The following is a 22123-nucleotide window of genomic DNA, read 5'->3' as shown; positions in this document are numbered from 1 at the left end:
ACGGAATTAAGCAATCGCAGCAAAGCGCTCGATGTGCGGCTGTTCGCGATGCCTGGCTTGCCAAAGGTCGTAGTCGGCTTGCACTCCGAGCCAGGTGCGAGCTTTGCCGATGCCAGCCAACTCTAGGCGAACAGCCAAATCTGGACTGACCGGCGCATGGCCGTGCAAGATGCGAGACAGGGATTCCCGCGCAAAACCAAGGCGGCGGGCAAGTTCGGCAATGCTGATGCCCAGTTCGGGGAGCACGTCCTCAAGCAGGGTTTCACCAGGATGCGGTGGGTTGAACATGGTCATGGATAACCCCCTCCTGTTTAGTGGTAGTCAAGGTAGTCGACGAGCTCGATGTCGCTACCCACGAATCGAAAGATCACTCGCCAGTTTCCAGTGACGGTGAGCGACCAGAACTCTTCCAGTTCCCCTTTGAGGGGATGTAGCCGCCAACCGGGCATGTCGTGGTCGGCGGGTTCATTGGCTCTATCCATAAAACTCAGCATTCGGCTCAGGCGCTTTGCGTGGTCGGCCCGGATGTCTTTGGTTGAGCCAGATTCAAAGAAAATGCGTAGACCTTTGTGCCGGAAGCTTACGATCATGGCGATAAGTGTGATGTATTAGGTCACGGTTTTCAACCGTGTGTGGGTTTTCTGCCGTTGTCATCACGGCAGCTGGGAGGGGATGCAGGCTTATCAATTGCCGGTGCAAGATTGTGTATTTGTTCTCCTGAACACCCGATCCCTCGCCATGAAGGCCTCCAGCATGTGCGGAATGAGCGTCAGGGCGTCGACTTCTTCACCGTAGGTCTGTGAGTGCAGCGCCGCGTAGCGCTCAAGGTCGGCCTTCAGGCTGGCCGGGCAGGTGAAGGTCAGCTTCAGGTTCTCGGTTCTCGGCAGTGGGCCGAGGCGCAGCTTGGTCATGCTCATTGCGGGTTCCTCTGTTGAGTGGAGAAAGGCTGATAGGGACGCAGCACCAGATCGCGGTTGACGATCACGCGCAGGGGCAGGCCAGGGCGCTGGGTCAGCGTGGGCTGGATGTCGAGGTTGCGGCGGGTGACCTCCTGGCCGACCTGATTCACCGTGTCCTGCAGGCTGTCGCGTCCGGCGATTATGATGCGGTTGCCATCGGTGCGACTGGTCGGTGCCGCCAACTCGGCTCCTATGCCCAGCAGGCTGGTCATGGCCGCGCCGGCGACGATCCGATCCCAATGCCAGTCGACGCCATCCTCGAGACCGGCATAGCCGGCGGCGTCGGTACCGACCAGGTTGTCGAGCTGGAAAGACGAGGTGTCCGGCAGGATCACTCGCTGCCACACCACCTGCACGCGGCTTTGTCCGTAGCTCACCTGGCTGTTGTAGCGGCCCAGCAGGCGCGAGTCCTGGGGAATCAGCACGTGCTGACCGGTGGCACTGTCGTAGACCGGCTCGGTCACTGTGGCGATCACGTCGCCGGGTAGATCCGACTTGATGCCGGTTACCAGTGCTGCCGGGATGACGGTGCCGGCCATCACCTGGTAAGGCGACTCAGGCATCTGCAGCAATCCGGAATTACGGATTTGTGCGTTTACGGATTTACTGAGAAGCGCCTCGTTCCGCTCCTGCTGCGTTGGTGTTCCTGCGGTGGCTACTGCGCCTGACGAAGCCATACCCAGAGCCGGGGAATCGAGTTGAGCGCCACCACCAGATGCGATATTCGATTTCCGCGCGCTGGTGGTCTGGAAAAACACCGAGGACTGCGCTGCTTCCTCAGCTTCCTTGAGCACGGCAAGGCGCTCAGCTTCGGCGGTATCTGGCCCATGTCCATAACCTTGCGCCTGCTGCTCCGCCCTGAGGATTGGCCCGCCCAGATCACCGGGCAGCGGTGGGCCCAGTTGCGGTACCTCGGGTGCAGGGGGAGGCGGCAGTTGCGAGTAGTCAGCCGGCAACTGCTCCAGCCCCTCGGAGCGCGCTACGCGGTCGACGTTGTACAGCTCGTTCGGCTCGGCGCCCTGGCGGCGCTGTTGCGGTTGCAGCGACCACAGCATGGCTCCAAGTACCGCAGCCGATAGGCTACCCACCACTACCGCCAGCATGCGTGGGTTGAGGCGGGTGACAGGGCGAGGCTTGGCGCGCAGCTCCAGCGACTCAGGCGCCTCCTTGGTCGGTAGCGAGGTTGCCGCGTTTTGGTCGTTGTCCTTACCCGTCATGCTCAGCGCCTCCGTGCCACGCCATCGGTGCGCTCGATCCGCACCACGTCACCCTTGTCGGCACCCAGGCGCAGCTCGGCCGCGCCGAACAGGCGGTCGACGATGTAGTAGGGCGAGCGGAAACGATAGTTGACCAGCTGTCCGTCACCTTCGGGGCCAATTACGAACAGCGGCGGCAGCTCGCCTTGGGCGATACCGGCGGGGAACTGGATATACACCTTGCGGCCGTCGTCGAAGGCGTGCAGCGGTTTCCAGGGCGGATTGCTGCCGCTGATTGCATAACGAAAGCGCAGCTGCTCCAGCGCCAGGCCGGCATCCACCGGCGCCGCGGCCCGGGCGGTGCTGGCGCGGTGTTGCAGGGCGAGCATGCGATCCTTCGGATAGTCCCAGGACACCGAAGCCATCCAGGCGTTTTCGGTGGAACTCAGCTCGATCAGGTAGGTGCGACGCGTGGTAGTGATCATCAGGTTGGTCTTGAGATCGACCCGCGTCGGCTTGATCAGCACGCTGGTGCGTAGCTCGTCTCCGCTTCCGCTGGTGGTGTCGCCGACGATCCAGCGCACGGTGTCGCCAGCGGCTACGGTGATCAGCTCCTCGCCGGGCTGCAGGTTGATTGCGGTCAACCGGCCCGGGCTGGCGTACACCTGATACAGCGCTCCATCGGAGTAGGGCCATACCTGGATGGCGTTGATATAGCCCTCGCGACTCGGAGCCACGCGGGCGTCGCGATTGGCACGCGAGACCCGCTCGCGCTCATCGGCCGGCTTCTTGGCCGGCTTGCTGTGCTGAGTTTCCGGCAGTGGCTTGAGCTGGGCGGGCAGGGCCAGGGGCTTGGGCACTTCCACTACCTCGATGGGCTTGGGCGGCTCCGGCAGGCGCTGCGCTTCTACTGGTTCATCCAGCGCGATCACTGGCGGTTCCTGGCTGGCGCAGCCGGCCAGCACGCTCAGCAGCAGAGGGCAGATGTAAATGCTCTGGGTAGTTCTCATGGTTTCTTGGCTCCTTCCATAGTGTCCAGCTCACGGCTCCAGGACAGGCCGTTGACGTAGATGCCGAGCGGGTTGCGGCGCAGCTTTTCCTCGGTGCGCGGAGGCTGCAGTACCACCGAGATCACCGCGGTCCAGCGCTCCAGGCCGGCGGCCGAACCGTTCACGAAACGGCGTTCGATCCAGCGCACCTGGAACGAGCTATCGCTGACACGCACCACGCTGGTGACCTCAACCGATACCGACTCCTTGCCGACCCGGCTGAAGGGATCGTTGGCGCGGGCATAGTCGTTGAGGGTGGCCGCGCCGCGGTCAGTGGTGGAGTGATAGGCCTCCAGCCAGTTCTGCCGCACCACCACCGGATCGATCGATAGCGAGCGCACCTGCTCGATAAAGCGCGCCAGGTGATGGGCGATTTGCGCATCCTGGGGCTGGTAGGGACTGGCGGCTTCGCCGACGGCGCGCACCTGGCCGAGGTTGTCGACCTCCACCACGTAGGGCGTCACCGTTGACTGCGCCGAACGCCAGACCAGTCCGCCAGCCATCAGCAGCGCCAGGCCCAGACAACCGAAGGCCATCAGTCGCCAGTTGCGTGCCTGCGCCAGGCTGCTGCCCATGCGCAGGTCCCAGGCCTGTGCCGCGGTCTGGTAAGGGGTGACAGGTTGAGGGGTGTCGCTGTAGCGCACCCGTGGGCGTCTGAATCGCATCTTCGTCCTCCTTTACGAATTCGATGGGTCGCGAATCTGCGGCCCTGGTGATGAACCACCGCCATCGCCACCACGCAGGGTGTGAGCGACCGTGCTGGTGGCCTGTGAGAGTTGCTGCCTGCGCTGCAGGCGCCTGGCCCAGTCGGGCTGTTTGGCTGGAGCAGTTGCAGGATCGGAAGCTGCGGGGGCGCCACCTGCTGCTGCGCCGGAGGGGGCACCTGCCAGAGAGCGAGCGCCGCCCATTGCCAAGCGTGCTGCACCGGGTGCCATACGGGCGCCGGCCAATACCGCGCCCCCGACACCTGCGGCGACTGCAGCAGCACCAGCAGCCATGCCCGCCGCGCCGAGCGCGGTACCGGCTGCTGCACCAGCACCCAGTTGCGGTGCGCCGGAAACCAGGCCGGTGGCAATGGCCGGGCCGAAGATTCCCAGGCCCAGCAGGGCCAGCGAGGCGAGCATGACCACCAGTGCATGGTCGATGGAGGGCTCGTCCGGCACGGCCTGGACCTCGGCGAACAACCCGCTGCCAATGCCGACGATCACGGCCAGCACCAGCACCTTGATGCCGGACGCCACCACATTGCCCAGCACCTTCTCGGCGAGAAAAGCGGTCTTGTTCCACAGCGCGAAGGGCACCAGCACGAAGCCGGCGAGGGTGGTCAGCTTGAATTCGACCAAGGTCACGAACAGCTGAATGGCCAGGAAGAAAAAACTGACGATCACCACCAGCCAGGCCAGAAACAGCACCAGAATGCTGTGCAGGTTGCTGAAAACTTCGGGAAATCCACTGAGCTTGCTGATCTGCTCAAGCAGCGGCCCTCCCGCATCAACCCCAATCGCGGCCAATCGCCCTGGCTGCAGAAACTCCGCATGACTCAGCCCGGAACCTGAGGCCAGCAGACCCAACCCGGCGAAGGAGTTGAAGACGATCTTCGCCAGGGCATTGAAGTTGCCGATGATGAAGGCGAAGGCACCGACATAGAGGGTCTTGCGGATCAGCTTGGCGCTGACATCCTCACCACCCATGGCCCAGAGCAGCCCGGCCAGGGTCATGTCGATCACCACCAGGGTCATGGTGAGAAAGGCCACCTCACCGCCGAGCAGGCCGAAGCCGGTGTCGATATACAGCCCGAACACCTCGAGGAAACGGTCGATCACGCTGACGTCGTTCATTGCGCGTCCTCGTCGAAGCTCGGCGGGATCGCGGGCAAGTCGGTAAGCCGCAGAAACTCGCCGGGCCGAGCACAGCCGGAGTAGAAGCGCTCAGTCGCATCGTCTTGCCGAGCAATGACCCCGTTGTCGCCCTGTCCACAGGCGACCAGCACCAGCAGCGGCAGCAGTGCCAGGAATCTCATGGAGTCGCCTCCCTACCGATAGAACTGCACGGGGTAGGGGGTATAGGGCGTGCCGTTACCCATAAAGCGACGCCGCCGTTCCCGTGCCTCCTCGGCCGCGGCAGCCTGACGGGCGAGCTCCAAGGCGACGGCGCGGTTCTGGGTGATCTGCAGTTGCTGCGCCTGGATCGACTGCTTGGCCTGCAGGGCCAGCAACTGGTTGGTAGCCTGGGCAGCCTGCAAGGCGCCACCAGCGGACTGGCTCTGCTGCACCAGAGCGGCCAAGGCGCTTTCATCCTCGGCCAGGCTCTGTGTCACCTGAACCTGCACGCGCAGCGCCGTATGCAGCCCATCGAGGCCCTGCTGCCAGCGTTCGCGTGCTTCTTCTGCCAGGCGTTGGCTGCTGACGTCGCCGGTGTACTCGTTCGGGTAGAGTCGGCTGAACTCCTGATCCAGGCGCTGCACTTCGTAGGACAGCCCTCGTGCTTCGGCGAGCAGCCGCTCGGTATTGGCCAAGCTCGCGCGTAACTGGCTGACCACGTTGTAGTCCAGGCGCTGCAGGTGACGTGCCTGGTTCAGCAGCATCTGGGTCTCGTTCTGTAACTGGCGAACCTGGTTGTTTGCCATCTCCAGGGTGCGCACCGCAGTCAGCGTGTTCTGCACCAAGTTGGTCGGATCAATTACGGTGAAGGCGTTGGCCGGTTTCACAGCCAGGAGAGCAAGCACCAGCAGCGTCGCGCTGGGGAAATGGTGGACAGGGGATCTCATGGCAGACACTCCTTGAGTGACGAGGGATAAGCGGTTAGCAGGTCGGCGGCCCAGTCCAGGCCGCGGTGACGCAGCCAGGCAGGGGCGAAACCGGCGGCGCCGGACGACTGTTGGATGCGGTCGATCTCGCGCTGCTCGGCCGGGCTGGCCGAGGTGGCGAAGGCCAGCGCCACCGGCCCCAGGTCGAGGTCGAACAGGCGGTTGCCCAGGCGCGACTGGTAGTAGTAATCACGCTTGGGCGTGGCCTGGGCGATGATCTCGATCTGCCGGTCGTTGAGGCCGAAGCTTTGGTAGATGCCTCGGATCTGAGGCTCTCCCGCCTGCGGGTTGGGCAGGAAGATGCGGCTGGCGCAGCTCTCGATGATTGCCGCAGCGATGCTGGAGTCCTTGATATCGGCCAGCGACTGGGTGGCGAAGATGACGCTGACGTTCTTCTTGCGCAGGGTCTTGAGCCACTGGCGGATGCGCGCGGCGAATAGCGGATCGTCGAGAAACAGCCATGCTTCGTCGAGGATCAGCAGGGTCGGCGCGCCGTCGAAGCGCTCCTCGAAACGGGCGAACAGGTAGCTCAGCACGGCGGCCACCGCCGCCTTGCTGTGCATCAGTTCCTCCATCTCGAAGCACTGCACGTCGGCGCTGCCCAGCCGATCCTGATCGGCATCCAGCAACGGGCCATGGGCGCCGCCCAGCACGTAGGGTTGCAGTGCCTGGCGCAGGGCGTTGTCCTGTAGCAGCACGGACAAGCCGGTCAGCGTGCGCTGCGTCTCCGGGGCGCCGGCCAGGCTGTCCAGCGCCGTCCACAGCGCGGCTTTCTGCTCAGGGCCGACGGCCACGCCCTCCTGCAGCAGGCGAGCCTCCAGCCACTCGGCGGCCCAGGTTCGGTACCCCGGCTGATCGATGCGCGCGAGAGGCTGGAAGGCCAGGTCGCCGTCGCCGCCGAGGTCGTAGTGCTCGCCACCCAGGCCCAGCACCGTCGCGCGCAGCGAGCGCCCCATATCGAACAGAAAAAGGCGCGAGCCCGGGTAGCGTCGAAACTGCAGGGCCAAGGTCGCCAGCAGCACCGATTTGCCCATGCCCGTGGGGCCGGCCACCAGCGTGTGGCCGACATCGCCAACGTGGGTAACCAGGCGAAACGGTGTTGCGCCATCGGTGCGGGTGATTACCAATGGCGGGCCATCCAGATGTTCGTTGCGTGCCGCGCCAGCCCAGACTGCTGAGACCGGTATCAGGTGCGCCAGATTGAGCGTGGAGATAAGCGGCTGGCGGACATTGGCGTAGACGTTGCCGGGGATGGACGACAGCCAGGCCTCCACGGCGTTGAGGCTCTCGGCAAGTGTGACGGAGCCGCGTCCCTGGATCACCCGCTCCACCAGTCGCAACTTCTCGTCAGCGACCTGGGCGTCGGCATCGCTCACCGTCACGGTGGCCGTCACATAGCCGAAGGCGACCTGGTCGGCGCCAAGCTCCTGCAGCGCCGCGTCGGCGTCGCTGGCCTTGTTCGCAGCGTCGCTGTCGAGCAGTGGGCTTTCCTGCTGGAAGATCGCTTCGCGCAGCAACGCAAGGACGCCCTTGCGCTTGGCGAACCACTGCCGGCGCAGGCGCACCAGTTCCTTCTCGGCCTCGTCCTTGTCCAGGCAGATGAAACGGGTCGACCAACGATAGGCGAAGCCCAGGCGGTTGAGGTCGTCCAGCACGCCGGGCCAGGTCGAGGTGGGGAAGCCGCGTACCGACAGCACGCGCAGATGCTGCTCGCCGAGGCGCGGCGCCAGGCCGGTGGTCAGCGGACTGTCGGCCAGCAGGGTATCGAGGTGGAAGGGCACCTTGGGCACGACCAGCCGCTGGCGGTGAGTCGAAACCGTGGCATGCAGGTAGGTCAGCGTCTGGCTGTCGTCGAGCCAGGCGAGTTCCGGCATCACCCCGTCCAGCAAGTCGAAGAAACGATCCGTCTCGGCGACGAAGTTCGTCAGCCGTTCGCGCCAGTCGACGCCGCGCTGCGGCCGGTGCTCGTAGAGCAGGCCGGCGGCGCGAGAGCGCGACTCCTCCGGCGGCAGGTAGAGCAGTGTCAGGTGATAACTGCTCTCGAAGTGGCAGCCCTGGGCCTCGAAGGTAGCGCGGCGCTCCTCGTCCACCAGCCAGGACAATGGCTCGGGAAAGTCGCTGTCAGGGTAGTCGGCTGCCGCCAGGCGCTCGGCCTCGACAAACAGCGCCCAGCCCGAGCCGAGGCGACGCAGGGCATTGTTCAGGCGCGCCGAGGTGGCTACCAGTTCGCCTTGGGTGGCGCTGTCCAGGTCCGGCCCACGAAAGCGCAAGCTGCGCTGGAATGAACCGTCCTTGTTCAACACGACGCCGGGGGCGACCAGGCCGGCCCAGGGCAGCCAGTCGGCGAGCTGGGCGGGGCGGCGCTGATATTCGGTGAGGTTCAGCATGGCAGCGCTCCTCACACGTCCAGCAGCGGGGGCTGCTTGATATGCCGGGCGAACACCTGCAGGAACTGCGGATCCAGGCGGGCGCCCCAGACGGCCAGCGAGTGGCCGACCAGCCAGAGCGCCAGGCCCGGAATCCATAGCTGCAGGCCCAGGCCGACCACCGCCGCGAGGGTGCCGTTGAGGATGGCCACGTTGCGTGGCGCGCCGCCGAGCAGGATGTGCTCGGTCAGTGCGCGGTGCAGCGGCACTTCGAAACCGGGGATGAGAGTACGTTCGCCGTTCATGCGACCACCGCCCCGCCGGCGAAGCTGAAGAAGCTGAGGAAGAAGGACGACGCGGCGAAGGCGATCGACAGGCCGAAGACGATCTGGATCAGCTTGCGAAAGCCGCCGCTGGTGTCGCCGAAGGCCAGCGTCAGGCCGGTGGTAATGATGATGATCACCGCGATGATGCGCGCCACCGGGCCCTGTACGGATTCGAGGACTGCTTGCAGCGGTCCCTCCCAGGGCATGCCGGAACCGGCGGCGAGCACGGGCAGGGAAGCGCCCAGGCAGAGGGCGCCGAGCATCAAGGCACTGACGACGCGGCGACGATAAACAGCGAAAGCATGGAGGGCAGTCATGGCTGATTTCCCGAGGCAGAGGAGGAGCGAAGGAGGGTGTCGAGGGAGCTGAGTTGGTAGCCGCGCTCGTCATGGCCGATGACGCGGGCGATCTGCTGGACATGGCGCGCTCGGCCGCGCCCGGCGAGGAACACCACCAGGTTGATCGCCTCGGCGATCAGCGCCCGCGGCGCGGCCAAGGCGACCTCCAGGATCAGTTGCTCCAGACGCAGCAGCGCGCCCTGGGCGGAACCAGCGTGGATGGTGGCTATGCCACCGGGATGGCCAGTGCCCCAGGCCTTGACCAGATCCAGTGCCTCGCCGCCGCGCACCTCGCCGACCACCACGCGGTCTGGGCGCAGGCGCAGCGTGCTGCGCACTAGGTCGGCCATGGACACCACGCCAGGCTTGGTGCGCAGGGCGACGTGATCGAAGGCCGGGCACTGCAGCTCGACCGTGTCCTCCAGCACCAGCACGCGGTCACCACTACCGGCCACCTCGGCCAGCAACGTGTTGGCCAGGGTGGTCTTGCCGCTGCTGGTGCCGCCGGCCACCAGGATGTTCTGCCGCTCGTGAACGGCCACGCGCAGGTATTCGGCTTGCGCCGCGCTTAGGATGCCGTCGGCGACGTACTGTTGCAGCGGGATGACCCCGGCGGCACGCTTGCGCAGGGCGAAGGTCGGCCCGGCCACCACCGGCGGCAGTACGCCCTCAAAGCGTTCGCCGGTTTCCGGCAACTCGGCGCTCAGCAACGGCCGGCCACGATGCACCTCCGCCCCGACATGCGCGGCCACCAGGCGGATGATCCGCTCGCCGTCGGCCGCCGCCAGTGTGCCCAACCGGGCGCGGCCGACTGACAGGCGATCCAGCCAGAGCACGCCGTCGGGGTTGAGCATTACCTCGACCACGTCAGGATCATCCAGGGCGGCAGCGATCAGCGGACCCATCGCCGTGCGCAGCATGCGCGTGCGGCGATCCAGGGAAGTCGCCGTCGCGCTCAGCACGATGGAAGAGGAGCAGTTCATAGGCGCTCTCCAGTGGCCTGAACCTCTTCCTGCACGTCCCTGACCAGGCTGCGTCCGCGCTGCAGGTGACGCCCCAGTTGCTCGACGAATTGGCTGAAGCGCAGCTTGCCCTGCGCGCGCGCCGCCTCCTGATGCGCCTCAGGCACCGGCGTGCTCACCGTGAGGTAGTAGCGCACGTACAGCGCCACGGTTTCGATCAGGATGTGCTGGTCGCGCTCCAGGCGTTCGAACTGACGTGACAGCCGGTCCAGGCGTTTGGCAATGGCCACCTCGCGCTGCTCGCCGGACTCGGGCGACAGCCAGGAGGCAAGGGCCGCGGCGATGATCGAGGACTTCGACACGCCCTTGGTGATCGCCAGTTCGTTCAGGCGCTTGGCATGCTCGGGTTGGATAAACAGGTTGAGGCGGGCTCGGCTCATAGGGCTATTCCATCGTCAGGGTCGAGGGCGGCCAGCCGCGCCATGCGCTGCAGGCGTGGGTCCGGCTGAGAGGGGAAGGGCGCTGGGACGTCGTCCTCGTCGAGCAGCAGCAGATCGCTGGCCATCTCGTCGTGATCCGGCAACTGGGCGAGTTCCGCGAGCTCGGGCTGACGGCGCAGGCTGCCGTCCTCGACGGTCTCGTCGTCAGTCAGCCCGGCCGGCGACGCGCCAACGGCTGCCGGCACGACCAGGCTGCTCCAGTCGTCTGCGCGTGGCGCCGGTGCATCGGCATAGCGGCCCGGCTGCAAGCGCGGCGCCGTCAGTACCCGGCTCTGGAAGTTGGCGTCGGTGAAGTAGCGCAGCTTCTTCGCCCGGATCGGCGCCAGGCCCGAGAGCATCACCACGGCCTCGTCGCTGGGCAGCTGCATCACCTCGCCCGGGGTCAGCAGCGGGCGGGCGGTTTCCTGGCGCGACACCATCAGGTGGCCCAGCCAGGGCGCCAGACGGTGGCCGGCGTAGTTGCGCTGCGCGCGCAACTCGGTGGCAGTGCCCAGGGTCTCGGAGATGCGCTTGGCGGTGCGTTCGTCGTTGGTGGCGAAGGTCACCCGCACATGGCAGTTGTCGAGGATCGAGTGGTTCTGGCCGTAGGCCTTGTCGATCTGGTTCAGCGACTGCGAGATCAGGAACGCGCGCACCCCATAACCGGCCATGAAGGCCAGCGCCGTTTCGAAGAAATCCAGCCGTCCCAGCGCCGGAAATTCATCGAGCATCAGCAGCAGCTTGTGACGGCGCTCGATGCCGTCGGAGCCGTCGAGCGACTCGGTCAGGCGCCGGCCGACCTGGTTGAGGATCAGGCGGATCAGTGGCTTGGTGCGGCTGATGTCCGAGGGCGGTACTACCAGGTACAGCGATACGGGATGCTCGGCTGAGATGAGGTCGGCGATCCGCCAGTCGCAACGCGAGGTGACCTCGGCGACCGTCGGATCACGGTAAAGGCCGAGGAAGGACATGGCCGTCGACAGTACGCCCGAACGCTCGTTCTCACTCTTGTTCAGCACCTCGCGCGCGGCCGAGGCCACTACCGGATGGGGCGCATCACCCAGGTGCGGCGTGGTCATCATCCGGTGCAGGGTCAGTTCGAAGGTGCATGCCGGATCGGAGAGGAAGTTGGCGACACCACGCAGGGTCTTGTCCTGGCCGGCGTAGAGCACGTGCAGGATGGCGCCGACCAGCAGCGCATGGCTGGTCTTCTCCCAATGGTTGCGCCGCTCCAGCGCGCCCTCCGGGTCGACCAAGATATCGGCGATGTTCTGCACGTCGCGCACCTCGTGGGCGCCGCGACGCACTTCCAGCAGCGGGTTGTAGGCGGCCGAGTCCAGGTCGGTGGGGTTGAACAACAGGCAGTGGGAGAAGCGCGAGCGCCATCCCGCAGTCAGGCTCCAGTTCTCGCCTTTGATGTCGTGGATGACCGCCGAGGCCGGCCAGGAGAGCAGGGTGGGTACCACCAGGCCAACGCCTTTGCCCGAGCGCGTCGGGGCGAAGGTCAGCACATGCTCGGGGCCTTCGTGACGCAGGTACTGGTCGTCGAACTGGCCGAGGAACACACCCGCGGGCTGAGTGAGGCCGGCCTTGCGCACCTCATCGGCATCGGCCCAGCGCGCTGAGCCGTAGGTGGTAACTCGGCGTGCCTGGCGCGCGCGCCAGATTGCCATGCCGATGGCCACCACCAATGCCAGCAGGCTGCTGCAGGCGGCAATGCTGCCGCCGACGTTGAAGACGTCCGGCGCATAGGCATCGAAGACGAACCACCACTCGAACAGACGCCACGGGTGATAGACCGGCGTGCCCAGCAACTCGAACCAGGGCGCCCCCAGGTGGGCCTGGTAGCCGAGCGCGGCCGCCGTCCACTGCGTGGCACCCCATACCCCGGAAAGGGTGATGGCCAACACCACCAGCACTTGGCCATACAGCACCGTCGTCGCATGCATCCCTGAACCCAACCTCCCTGGCAAAACGCACGGCACGCCGATGTGCCGCGGGCGAGAGGTTCGGTAATGGGGGAGGAGGGGTCAAAGACCGTTTCGGGGATGATTAAGAGTGTTAAGAGAACAGTTCAGGTTTCGGAGGCTGACGGATGATTTCGGCAGGGAGAGGCATACTTTGAGGGATCAACCAGAAGATGTTGATCCAACAGCTCAAACAGCTAGAGAAGGATGGCATCGTGCTGCTGACGGCTGTCGAGACGAGATTGCCGACGCTTACATTTCAAGGCCTTCGGCCAGGCGATCAGGTCATCGCGAATGGTTTCAGCGGTCTGCAGTCAGGGATTTGGTGTCAGTGCAGTCGCATCAGGCCGACTTAAGCAGCAGGATGCTGGAGTGGCTCTTAGCCTCAGTGAGTGGTAGTTATAAGGCAGTTTTATCCTCGATAGAACTTACAAATAGGCTCAGCGCTCGGCAGGCTGTTTCGGTTTCTTCCTCAAGTCGCTCTGGGTCTCCATGAGCGAACCAGGACAGTATCAGTCCGTCGAACAGTTGAACGACAAGGCGGCTAATGTCATTCACTGTGGTCTTATCTATCTTTTTGCCAATGGCAAGTGACATGGAGTTTTCGGTGACGCTAATGCCGACCGAGTAAATCCTATTTGTCATCTCTGGATTATTGCGCATCGTCCATAGGAAGAGTTCGGATTGGGCTCTGGCCATCGCGGGGTTTTCAATGAACCAATCGATTGTTTGTCGCAACATCCGGGTTACCGTCTCGGCAGGAGTGGAGCCCGCCTCGACTAGTTCTAGTGCTTGTTGAGGAAGGTTGAACAGCGACTCGTATACGGCGTAGAACAGGTCGTCTTTGGTGTGAAAAACATAGTGCAAGGATGCTAGTGGGGCGTTCGCGGCGGCAGCAATTCGCCGAGTTGTTGCATTTGCGACGCCATGCTCTGCAATCACATTGATTGCCGCTTTTACGAAGTCCTGTCTCCGCAGGTCAGCACCTATTCTAGCCATTTGGCTTATCTCCCTTGAGCGGTGATGCTTATATCAACATGGTTTGGTATTAGCGCTGGAGATGCTACCTAACCCCCGCCATTGCTGTCGTGGTCTCCACTGTTACGGGACGTTCACTTGCCGTTAGAAAGTGTGCGACTCCGACTCAGTGCGCCAAAATGTAACACGTGTTACGTAAATTCACGCACCATTGCCCTCGAGTGGGGCGAGCTTGGTGAGTCTGGGTGTCAAGGTATCACAAAACATTTGTTAGAAAAAATATAAGATATTGATAAATAAGGTAAAAAAATACTCTTGTCCCAGTGGCATGGCCCTTGCTCTGGTCATACGACTTGGTCGCATGACCAACATTCGTGACCTAGAGTCTGGCACAGCAAATCCCTTCCCTCCAGGAGGGCTGAGCTGCCGATCCAAGCCCCATGAGGACCCTCAAAATGAAAGAAGTTACTGAGCGCCCAAGCATCGGACCCGCCACCTTTGGTGGCGTCAAGTTTCTGCTCGGCTGGCTAGCAGCATCAGCTGTAGTCACAGCGACTCAAGCTGCGGAAGTAGACGTTGCGCTGTTGGGGACAAAGCTGACTCCATTAGGCGGGGAGGTGGCGGCGAGCGCTGATGGCGAGATTCCCGCTTGGGTCGCACCAGGTGCGCAGGATGTGGGCTGGAGTCACGGGCAAGTTCGCGGAGAGCACTGGCGTTATAAAGATGACAAGCCGCTCTACAGCATTGATGCTAGCAATGTTGCGCAGTACGCCAGCAGGCTGTCGCCCGGGCAGTTGGAGCTGCTCAAGAAGTTGCCCGGCTATCGCATGGATGTTTATCCCACCCGACGCAGTTGTGGGGTGCCAGACTTCGTTGCGGAGAATACCAAGAGAAATGTTGGCTTCGCATCGCTTGATGCTGATGGCCTGGCGCTGAAGGAGGCACATGTGCCAGGAATTCCGTTCCCTATGCCAACCACAGGGGCGGAAGTGATGTGGAACATGAAGATGCGCTATCGCGGCGTCGGTTTCCACATGACCAAGACGGTTTCGGGGATCTCTCCGCGGAAGGCGGGCAGCGATTGGCTGAACACCTCATTGGATTGGACTGTTTTCTTCCCTTGGGCAGAGCGCGGGAGCAAGCTGTTTTCGTCAACCGATGGCACAGAGGCAGCGACCTACTTCTCTTATTTTGATCCAGTGTCTCTGGCTGGACAGGCGGGAGTGGTTACCGCCATGGCAGGCGAGCAGCCCACGACCTTCTACTACTTCCCTGGCCAGCGCCGTGTGCGTCGCATGCCGGCCTATTCCTATGATGCGCCACAAATTGGCTTGGACAACCAGTACACCATCGACGAGTCCAATATCTTCTTCGGTCCCCTGGATCGCTTCGACTGGAAGCTGATCGGCAAGCAAGAGCTGATCGTGCCTTACAACTCCTTCGGTGCTTACGACACGTCTGCCAAGACCGAAGATTTTGCCAAGCAAGACTTCATCGCGCCCGAATTCCGCCGCTACGAGGCTCACCGTGTGTGGGTGGTCGAGGCGACTGTGCGCCAGGGTATGCGCCATCAGGCGCCGAAGCGAGTCTTCTATATCGATGAGGACAGCTGGACCGGGCTCATGGCTGTTGACTACGACAAGCAAGGGCAAATTTGGAAGGTGCGTGAGGGCTTCTCCATTCCAGTGTATGAGACCGGTACCTGCGATATGGAGGCCCAGGTTCAGTACAACCTGGCCGATGGTCGCTACCTGTATGACATGACCTCGGTTGGCGTGGGTAAGGATGACCATCGCTGGATCACTGAGAACGGCGGCAATCCCCGCATGAAGCGTGGCTTCTATACCTCCGATAACCTGCGAACCATCAGCGAACGCTAATTGCGAACTTTGGGAGCCGACATGAAAAGAATAATTTCTAAAGCATCGGGTCTGGTCATTGCGTGCACAGCACCGCTGGCTATGGGCTTCACCTTCGAGACGGAGAATATCCGCGGTTCGTTCGATTCCACCATTGGCTGGGGCATGGGGGTGCGCACCCAGTCTCCAGGGTGCGACCTGATCAACGCCGGCGCGACCGGGCATGGCGCTCCTGGCGGATGTCTGGATCCGACCGTCTCCGGGATCGGTGACCAGGGCAACCTGAACTACGGCAAGGGCGACCTGTTCACCAACTACATCAAGGGCGTGCACGAACTGGTGTTGAAGTTTCCCGAGGACTTCACCTTCATGGCGCGCGGCAGCTGGAAGCGTGACTTCGCCGCCACCGACACCACGGGAACGCTGGGGGCGGAAACCCAGTTCTGGCAGGCCATGGGCTCGGATATCGGCAGCGACGGGCTGACCGATGACGCGCGTGACGAGCTCAAGTTCAAGGCGCGCCTGCTCGATCTGTGGGTAAGCAAGAGCTTCGATGTGGCGGATCATCGGGTGCGTGCGCGTCTGGGTAACCAGGTGATCAACTGGGGCGAGAGCCTGTTCGCCATTGGCGGCATCAATGCCACCAACGCCTATGACTTCCAGGCCCTCTCGAGCCCGGGGGTGCAGCTCAAGGAAGCCGTGCTGCCGGCGCCGATGCTCAGCGTCGCCACCGGGCTCGGTTACGGCGTGAATGTCGAGGCCTACTACCAGTTTGGCTGGAACAAGAGCGAACTGCCGCCGGTGGGCAGCTACTGGTCGACCTACAACGTGATCGGCGAGGGCATGGAAGAGTACGGGTACGACGACAAGGATGCCCGTGACAGCGGTCAGTGGGGGCTCTCGGTGCGCTGGCAGCCTGAAGACAGCGACGTCAACTACGGCTTCTACGTGATGCGCTATCACGACAAGCTGCCGCAGGCACGCTACGACCAGGCCACCTTCGCGCCCACCTGGGTCTACCCGGAAGACCGCATGCTCTATGGCATCAGCGCCAACCTGCCGGTTGGCGACTGGGCCGTGGGTACCGAGCTGTCCTATCGACCCAAGGAGGCGGTGCCGCTCAACCCCTTGCCCGGCCTCGCCTTCGGCCCTGCGCCTTGCTCGGGACGGGGAGGGGAGTGCTGGAAGGACACCAAGAAATTCCAGTGGCACCTGACCGGCATCTACAGCCTGACCAACGCCAACTCCCCGGATTTGCTCGAGTTCACCGGGGCGAGCACCGGCACCCTGCTGACGGAACTGGTGTTGGTGAAGTACCCAGGACTGCATGACAGCTACGACGGCGAGCTGGTCGCCCCGGGGGCCAACACCTGGGTCGAGGACCTGTCGCAGTTCCCGCCCAAGGCCCACGGCGACGCGACCTCCTCGGGGATCCATCTCGACTTCAGCCTGACCTATGACGGCAGCCTGATCCCGGGCTGGACGGTGACCCCGGGCATCTACTACCAGCAGTCGCTGGGCAATGGTCGCACGCCATCGAATTACTCGACCTACACCCGCGATGCCAGCGCGATGAACCTGTACCTGAACTTCGTGCGCAACCCGGGTAACTGGCAGGTCAGCTTGAACTACGCGAAGTTCAACGATGGTGACACCCCCTACGACCAGATGCTGCGTGATCGCGATTACGTTGGCCTGGCGATTTCGCACTCGATGTGAGGCATGCAGTGAATACTCCTCTTGTAGACAAGTCCGACCAGAGGGGGCGTGGCGTGCTGCCACGCCTGGAGGGCTGGCTGTTCCGCCAGCGCCGGCTGGTGCTGGTGCTGCTCGCTCTTTTCACCCTGGGCATGGCCTGGTTTGCCGTGCAGCTGCGCATGGATGCCGGCTTCGAGAAGCAATTGCCGATCGGCCATGAATATGTCGAGACCTTCCAGGCCTACCGCAGCGACCTGATCGGAGCGAATCGCCTGACCATAGTGGTCAAGGCCCGCAACGGCTCGATCTGGAACGTGGCCGGGCTCAAGCGGCTCTACGACGTAACCCAGGCGGTGACCTTCCTGCCTGGCGTTTCGCGCAGCAGCGTGCAGTCGTTGTGGACACCCAACTCCTTCGTCAACGAGATCACCGAAGAGGGCTTTCGCGCCGATCCGTTGATCCCCGGCACGGTGACACCCGAGCGTCTCGACCAGGGGATCATCGACAAGATCGCCAATTCCACGGCCCAGGGAGGTTTCGTCGGCACCCTGGTGGCGCGTGATCAAAGCAGTGCGATGATCACCGCCGAGCTCAACGAACTTGACGAAAATGGCAAGCAACTGGACTACGTGGCCTATAATCAGGTCCTGGAGCAGCAGATTCGCGCGCAGTTCGAGGACGACGCGTTCGAAATCCAGATCATCGGTTTCGCCAAGCAGATCGGCGATATCGCCGACGGCGCCTCCGCCGTGCTGGAGTTCTGCCTGCTGGCGCTGCTGCTGACCGCGGCGGCGGTCTACTGGTACTGCCATTCCGTGCGCTTTACCTTGTTGGCGCTCGGCTGCTCGCTGACTTCGCTAGTCTGGCAGTTCGGCAGTCTGCGCCTGCTCGGCTACGGCCTGGACCCGCTCGCCGTGCTGGTGCCCTTTCTGGTGTTCGCCATCGGCGTGTCCCACGGCGTGCAGCAGATCAACTACATAGTGCGGGAAATCGCCTGCGGCAAGAGCGCCGAGGAGGCTGCGCGCTCCAGCTTCAGTGGCCTGCTGATTCCGGGCACCCTGGCGCTGGTGACAGCCTTCGTGTCTTTCGTCACCCTGCTGCTGATTCCAATTCCGATGGTACGCGAACTGGCCATCACCGCATCGCTCGGCGTGGCCTACAAGATCGTCACCAACCTGGTGATGCTGCCGCTGGTGGCGTCGATGCTCAAGGTCGACGGCAACTACGCCAGCGCCGAGGAACTGTCGCGTGAGCGCCGTGCCCGCTGGCTGCATGGGTTGGCGCGCCTCGCCGAGTGGCGCAATGCTCAACTGGTACTCGGCGTCGCCCTGCTGGTGTTCCTCACGGCGATCTGGCAGAGCCATGACCGGGTCGTCGGCACGCTGCAGGCCGGTGCGCCGGAGTTGCGTGAGGACGCCCGTTTCAACCTTGATGCGGTGTCTATCGCCAGCAACTACGACATCGGTCTGGACTGGCTCAGCGTGGTCTTCGAGATCGCGCCGGACGACTCCGGCGAGATCACCGGCGCCTGCGAGAACGTGGCCCTGGGGCAGTACCAGGATCGCTTCGTGTGGGCCATGCAGGGCGTTCCCGGGGTGCTGTCGGTCGCTTCGTTTTCCAGCGGCATGCGCCAGTTCAACGAGGGCTACAACGAGGGCAATCCGAAGATGAGCGCGGTGCCTATCGACTCCATGAACTACTCATCGCTGGCCACCGAGGTCGCCCGAATCTCCGGCATCATGCGCGCCGATTGCAGCATGACCGCCGTGCACCTGTACCTGGCGGACCACAAGGCGACCACCATCAATCGGGTGATCGAAGCGGCCAAGGCGTTTCGCGCCGAGTTCCCCATGCCGGGCGTCTCGGTGCGCCTGGCATCGGGCAATGCCGGCGTGCTGGCGGCCATCAACGAGGAGGTGGAGAAGAGCGAAATGCCGATGCTGCTGTATGTCTACGCCGCCATCGCGCTACTGGTGTTCGCCGTCTACCGCGACCTGCGCGCCGTGCTGGTGTGCTGCCTGCCGCTGACCATCGGTACCTTCATCGGCTACTGGTTCATGAAGGAGCTGCAGATCGGCCTGACCATCGCCACCCTGCCGGTGATGGTGCTGGCGGTGGGTATCGGTGTCGATTACGCCTTCTACATCTATAACCGCCTGCAACTGCACCAGGCCAATGGCCAGCCGATCGTCAAGGCCGTCGAGCATGCGCTGCTCGAGGTCGGCGTGGCGACCATCTTCACCGCCATCACTCTGGCCATCGGCGTCGCCACCTGGGCGTTCTCCGAGCTCAAGTTCCAGGCCGACATGGGCAAGCTGCTGGCCTTCATGTTCATGGTCAACATGGTCATGGCCATGACGGTGCTACCGGCCTTCGCCGTTTGGCTGGAGCGGGTGTTCCCGCGCAAGCGCCCGGTGCGCATGATCGGCGCCCTGTCGCATTGAGGAAAGATAGATGAGATACGCGATTTCATTAATTGCCGCACTGTTTGCTGCTACGCCAGTTCATGCGGAGCCTCTGCAGCCTGTGCCGGCTGCGTCGGTGGAACATGCCAGTGCGGCAACTATGCTGGACGCCACGTGGGCAGGTGAGCGCATCGTGGCGGTCGGCGACCATGGTGTAGTTCTGTTTTCCGATGATCGGGGTGTGAGCTTTCAGCAGTCAGCTTCTGTACCCATTTCCACGCCACTGACGGGCGTTAGCTTCGTCGATGCCCGTCATGGTTGGGCCGTTGGGCATTGGGGGGCGATCCTGGCTACCGCCGATGGAGGTGGGTCCTGGCAGATCCAACGCCTTTCCAGTGAGGAGGATCGACCGCTGTTTGCGGTGCATTTCTTTGATGCTCAACGCGGCGTCGCTGTGGGGCTCTGGTCTTTGGTTCTGACCACCGATGATGGTGGTCGTACTTGGCAAGAGCAGAGCCTGCCTCCGCCGCCCGGATTCCGGCGGGCCGATCTCAACCTGATGGGACTGTTCGCAGACCAGGATGGACATCTCTATGCCACCGCAGAGCGCGGCCAGTTACTGCGCTCCTCTGATCGGGGGCGCTCTTGGAACTACCTCGACACGGGATACGAAGGCACCCTTTGGGCTGGAGTGGCACTTGCGGATGGCCGTCTCCTTGTCGGGGGGCAGCGCGGCACGCTCTTGCATGGCTCGGCGGACGGCCTGTCGTGGCAACGCGTGCCGTTGCAGAGCAAGAGCTCCATCACCGCGATCACGGTTTCAGGAAGACGTATAGCCGCAGCTGGGCTCGATGGATTGATGGTGAGCAGCTCGGATGGCGGTCGTACCTTTGAGGAGCAGCAAGCGGCTGATGGCAGCTCCCTGACTGCTGCCCTTTTTATCGGGCGCGAGACGCCATTGCTGTTCTCGCGCCGGGGTGTCATCGCGCTGCCCGGCTCTTGAAATTTTGGTGGTCTGAGCAATCGCTCTGATTGTTTGCCTAGGGGTGTGATTGCGACATTTTGGGGAGCGTGAGCTCCCCTTTTTTTCTCCTGTTTGACCGCATTTTAGGAATGGCATGCGTGCACGATAAAAACATAACAACTGTTGCGTAAAAGGTTGCTCAGCAGTAGAGTTCAAGTAAGCAATGTGGAAATCCCCCAGGGCTTTCCGGGAACAGTTTGAAGGGCAACAGCCACCTAAACCGCTGGTGTGGACAGCTTGTAGAGCTGGTTCATCAACATCCGGACATTGGGTGGGTGAGAGGAGAGGCACTCATGTCGGTTGCTAGTTTCAACGATTCAATTAAGGAAGGAGCCAAGACGGATCCTTTCCGGCTAATCGGTGGGTGGGTCGAACGGCCGGAAGATATTCAGCCTGCGCTGGAGGGCGATGTCCGGGCTGATGTGGTTGTCGTAGGCGCCGGTTTCGCCGGGCTTTCTGCTGCGCTGGAGCTCAGGGCGTTGGGGGCGGAGGTCGTCGTACTCGAACAGGAGTTCACTGGCTTTGGCGCCAGTGGCCGCAATGCTGGTTACCTCGCTGGAAGCATGGGCGTTGAGTTCGAGCTCTTCGTTAGGCGTGTTGGCGTCGAGCAGGCTACGAAGATCGTCAGTTTCTATGACGAGGGTGTGGCCTATGTGGAGAAACGCCTCGTCGAGCTTTCCATTGATTGTGACTACAGGCCGAGCGGCATCATTCGCGCAGTGGTGCATCCGTCGCAGGAGAAGAAGCTACGCCACGACATGGAACTCGGCGCAAAACTGGGCTCGGACACTCGTTTCGTAGATTCCTACGAGATGCGCGCGCGTGGCATTCCTCCGGCTTTCCTTTTCGGCTGCACCCAGCACGGAGGTACTCTGGACCCCGGCAAGTATGTGATGGGACTGCGGCGTGCGGCGCTCGGGGCCGGCATAAAACTCTACGAGCAAACCCCGCTGCTGTCCTACAGCGAAGGCCCGACTATTACCTGCAGGACCGCCCGGGGCTCTGCCAGCGCGCCGTTTATGGTGCTCGCCACCAATGCCTACACGCCGCAGCTCGGCCTGTTGCGTGACAAGGTGGCTCCGATAAGGGTCTCGGCGATCGAAACAGAGCCGTTGTCCAAGGCCCAGCTTGCCTCGCTTGGCTGGTCGCACCGAGAAGGCCTCGTAACGCCGCATTTAACAATGGAAAGTCACCGTCTTACGGCGCGCGACACGCTCCTATTGACAACCAAGAAGCTGGGATATGCCTATGGCTCAAGCACACCAAACGTGCCTGACAGCGCTGCCTATTCCGCTCTAGCTCAGACACTGGATAAGCGATACCCGACCCTACGGGGTATTTCTCTTCGCGCCTGTTGGAGCGGCTATATCAGCTTGGCGTATGACGCCCTGCCGGTTGTTGGGCAAACCGGGCCGCAACAGAACATTTTCTATACAGCTGGCTGCTCCGGCCATGGAGTCGGTACCCAGTCACTAGTCGGTAGCCTGCTCGCCGAGAGGATAGGCGGCATCGAGCATCCACTGCTATCGGCCTTGCGCCACAAGACACCGCGCACGCTGCCCGAGCCGCTGCAATGGTGCCTCATGAATGCCGCACTGATGGGGGCTAATGCTCTGGATCACCTTGTTAACCGCAAGGTGAAGTCATCAGCGAACGGATGATTCCGAAACTAGCGCGTGGGGCTGCCACCGCATCCGGACCACTAATTTAC

Annotated in this window: 21 protein-coding genes; 5 read left to right on the top strand and 16 right to left on the bottom strand. The window is 63.0% G+C overall.

Annotation, left to right across the window (positions count from 1 at the left end):
* Positions 1 to 6 precede the first annotated feature (6 nt).
* From E8F20_RS13500 to E8F20_RS13425, 16 genes are all read right to left on the bottom strand, one after another.
* Positions 7 to 294, bottom strand: coding sequence for a HigA family addiction module antitoxin (locus tag E8F20_RS13500; protein WP_003108490.1), 288 nt, complete (start codon positions 292 to 294; stop codon positions 7 to 9).
* A gap of 17 nt (positions 295 to 311) precedes the next feature.
* The gene (locus tag E8F20_RS13495) at positions 312 to 590 is read right to left on the bottom strand and encodes a type II toxin-antitoxin system RelE/ParE family toxin (RefSeq protein WP_280284166.1); all 279 of its coding nucleotides are present in this window, start codon (positions 588 to 590) and stop codon (positions 312 to 314) included.
* A 93-nt stretch (positions 591 to 683) separates the two neighbouring features.
* Complete coding sequence (locus tag E8F20_RS13490) at positions 684 to 917, bottom strand: DUF2274 domain-containing protein (RefSeq protein WP_280284165.1); 234 nt, start codon at positions 915 to 917, stop codon at positions 684 to 686.
* Entirely contained in the window at positions 914 to 2176 is a 1263-nt protein-coding gene (locus tag E8F20_RS13485) for a TrbI/VirB10 family protein (RefSeq protein ID WP_280284164.1), read from the bottom strand. The genes E8F20_RS13490 and E8F20_RS13485 overlap by 4 nt, the downstream gene beginning before the upstream one ends.
* A 2-nt stretch (positions 2177 to 2178) precedes the next feature.
* Entirely contained in the window at positions 2179 to 3165 is a 987-nt protein-coding gene (trbG, locus tag E8F20_RS13480) for a P-type conjugative transfer protein TrbG (RefSeq protein ID WP_280284163.1), read from the bottom strand.
* Positions 3162 to 3869 carry a conjugal transfer protein TrbF gene (trbF, locus tag E8F20_RS13475; RefSeq protein ID WP_280284162.1) on the bottom strand — a complete coding sequence of 236 codons (708 nt, stop codon included), beginning with the start codon at positions 3867 to 3869 and terminating at the stop codon, positions 3162 to 3164. Before trbF ends, trbG begins: the two co-directional genes overlap by 4 nt.
* 12 nt (positions 3870 to 3881) lie before the next feature.
* The gene (gene trbL, locus E8F20_RS13470; RefSeq protein WP_280284161.1) at positions 3882 to 5042 is read right to left on the bottom strand and encodes a P-type conjugative transfer protein TrbL; all 1161 of its coding nucleotides are present in this window, start codon (positions 5040 to 5042) and stop codon (positions 3882 to 3884) included.
* Complete coding sequence (locus tag E8F20_RS13465) at positions 5039 to 5224, bottom strand: hypothetical protein (RefSeq protein ID WP_280284160.1); 186 nt, start codon at positions 5222 to 5224, stop codon at positions 5039 to 5041. The genes trbL and E8F20_RS13465 overlap by 4 nt, the downstream gene beginning before the upstream one ends.
* A 12-nt stretch (positions 5225 to 5236) precedes the next feature.
* Positions 5237 to 5971, bottom strand: coding sequence for a P-type conjugative transfer protein TrbJ (gene trbJ, locus E8F20_RS13460; protein ID WP_280284159.1), 735 nt, complete (start codon positions 5969 to 5971; stop codon positions 5237 to 5239).
* Complete coding sequence (trbE, locus tag E8F20_RS13455; protein ID WP_280284158.1) at positions 5968 to 8397, bottom strand: conjugal transfer protein TrbE; 2430 nt, start codon at positions 8395 to 8397, stop codon at positions 5968 to 5970. Before trbE ends, trbJ begins: the two co-directional genes overlap by 4 nt.
* Positions 8398 to 8408: 11 nt before the next feature.
* Positions 8409 to 8681 carry a VirB3 family type IV secretion system protein gene (locus E8F20_RS13450; protein ID WP_280284157.1) on the bottom strand — a complete coding sequence of 91 codons (273 nt, stop codon included), beginning with the start codon at positions 8679 to 8681 and terminating at the stop codon, positions 8409 to 8411.
* Entirely contained in the window at positions 8678 to 9019 is a 342-nt protein-coding gene (locus E8F20_RS13445; RefSeq protein ID WP_280284156.1) for a TrbC/VirB2 family protein, read from the bottom strand. Before E8F20_RS13445 ends, E8F20_RS13450 begins: the two co-directional genes overlap by 4 nt.
* The gene (trbB, locus tag E8F20_RS13440) at positions 9016 to 10023 is read right to left on the bottom strand and encodes a P-type conjugative transfer ATPase TrbB (RefSeq protein ID WP_280284155.1); all 1008 of its coding nucleotides are present in this window, start codon (positions 10021 to 10023) and stop codon (positions 9016 to 9018) included. Before trbB ends, E8F20_RS13445 begins: the two co-directional genes overlap by 4 nt.
* Positions 10020 to 10442 carry a CopG family transcriptional regulator gene (locus E8F20_RS13435; protein ID WP_280284154.1) on the bottom strand — a complete coding sequence of 141 codons (423 nt, stop codon included), beginning with the start codon at positions 10440 to 10442 and terminating at the stop codon, positions 10020 to 10022. Before E8F20_RS13435 ends, trbB begins: the two co-directional genes overlap by 4 nt.
* Entirely contained in the window at positions 10439 to 12430 is a 1992-nt protein-coding gene (locus tag E8F20_RS13430; RefSeq protein WP_280284153.1) for a conjugal transfer protein TraG, read from the bottom strand. Before E8F20_RS13430 ends, E8F20_RS13435 begins: the two co-directional genes overlap by 4 nt.
* A gap of 417 nt (positions 12431 to 12847) precedes the next feature.
* On the bottom strand, positions 12848 to 13447 hold the full coding sequence (locus E8F20_RS13425) for a TetR/AcrR family transcriptional regulator (RefSeq protein ID WP_280284152.1): 600 nt from the start codon (positions 13445 to 13447) through the stop codon (positions 12848 to 12850).
* 434 nt (positions 13448 to 13881) lie between these two features.
* Here E8F20_RS13425 and E8F20_RS13420 point away from each other — a divergent pair, with 434 nt between their 5' ends.
* The 5 genes from E8F20_RS13420 to E8F20_RS13400 all read left to right on the top strand — a co-directional run bounded on the left by E8F20_RS13420 (position 13882) and on the right by E8F20_RS13400 (position 22073).
* Entirely contained in the window at positions 13882 to 15306 is a 1425-nt protein-coding gene (locus E8F20_RS13420) for a DUF1329 domain-containing protein (protein ID WP_280284151.1), read from the top strand.
* 21 nt (positions 15307 to 15327) lie between these two features.
* Complete coding sequence (locus tag E8F20_RS13415) at positions 15328 to 17004, top strand: DUF1302 domain-containing protein (protein ID WP_348529625.1); 1677 nt, start codon at positions 15328 to 15330, stop codon at positions 17002 to 17004.
* An 8-nt stretch (positions 17005 to 17012) separates the two neighbouring features.
* Positions 17013 to 19427 carry an efflux RND transporter permease subunit gene (locus E8F20_RS13410; RefSeq protein ID WP_280284149.1) on the top strand — a complete coding sequence of 805 codons (2415 nt, stop codon included), beginning with the start codon at positions 17013 to 17015 and terminating at the stop codon, positions 19425 to 19427.
* 10 nt (positions 19428 to 19437) lie between these two features.
* Positions 19438 to 20391 carry a YCF48-related protein gene (locus E8F20_RS13405; protein WP_280284148.1) on the top strand — a complete coding sequence of 318 codons (954 nt, stop codon included), beginning with the start codon at positions 19438 to 19440 and terminating at the stop codon, positions 20389 to 20391.
* A gap of 314 nt (positions 20392 to 20705) precedes the next feature.
* Positions 20706 to 22073: an FAD-dependent oxidoreductase gene (locus E8F20_RS13400; RefSeq protein ID WP_280284147.1), complete on the top strand. Its 1368-nt coding sequence runs from the start codon at positions 20706 to 20708 to the stop codon at positions 22071 to 22073.
* The last annotated feature ends 50 nt before the right edge of the window (positions 22074 to 22123 follow it).

It is taken from the genome of Pseudomonas sp. BN415 (genome assembly GCF_029871195.1).
Classification (GTDB): Bacteria; Pseudomonadota; Gammaproteobacteria; order Pseudomonadales; family Pseudomonadaceae; genus Metapseudomonas; species Metapseudomonas resinovorans.
Note: the sequence above shows the minus strand (reverse complement) of the source record. Positions and strands in the feature narration are given on the sequence as shown.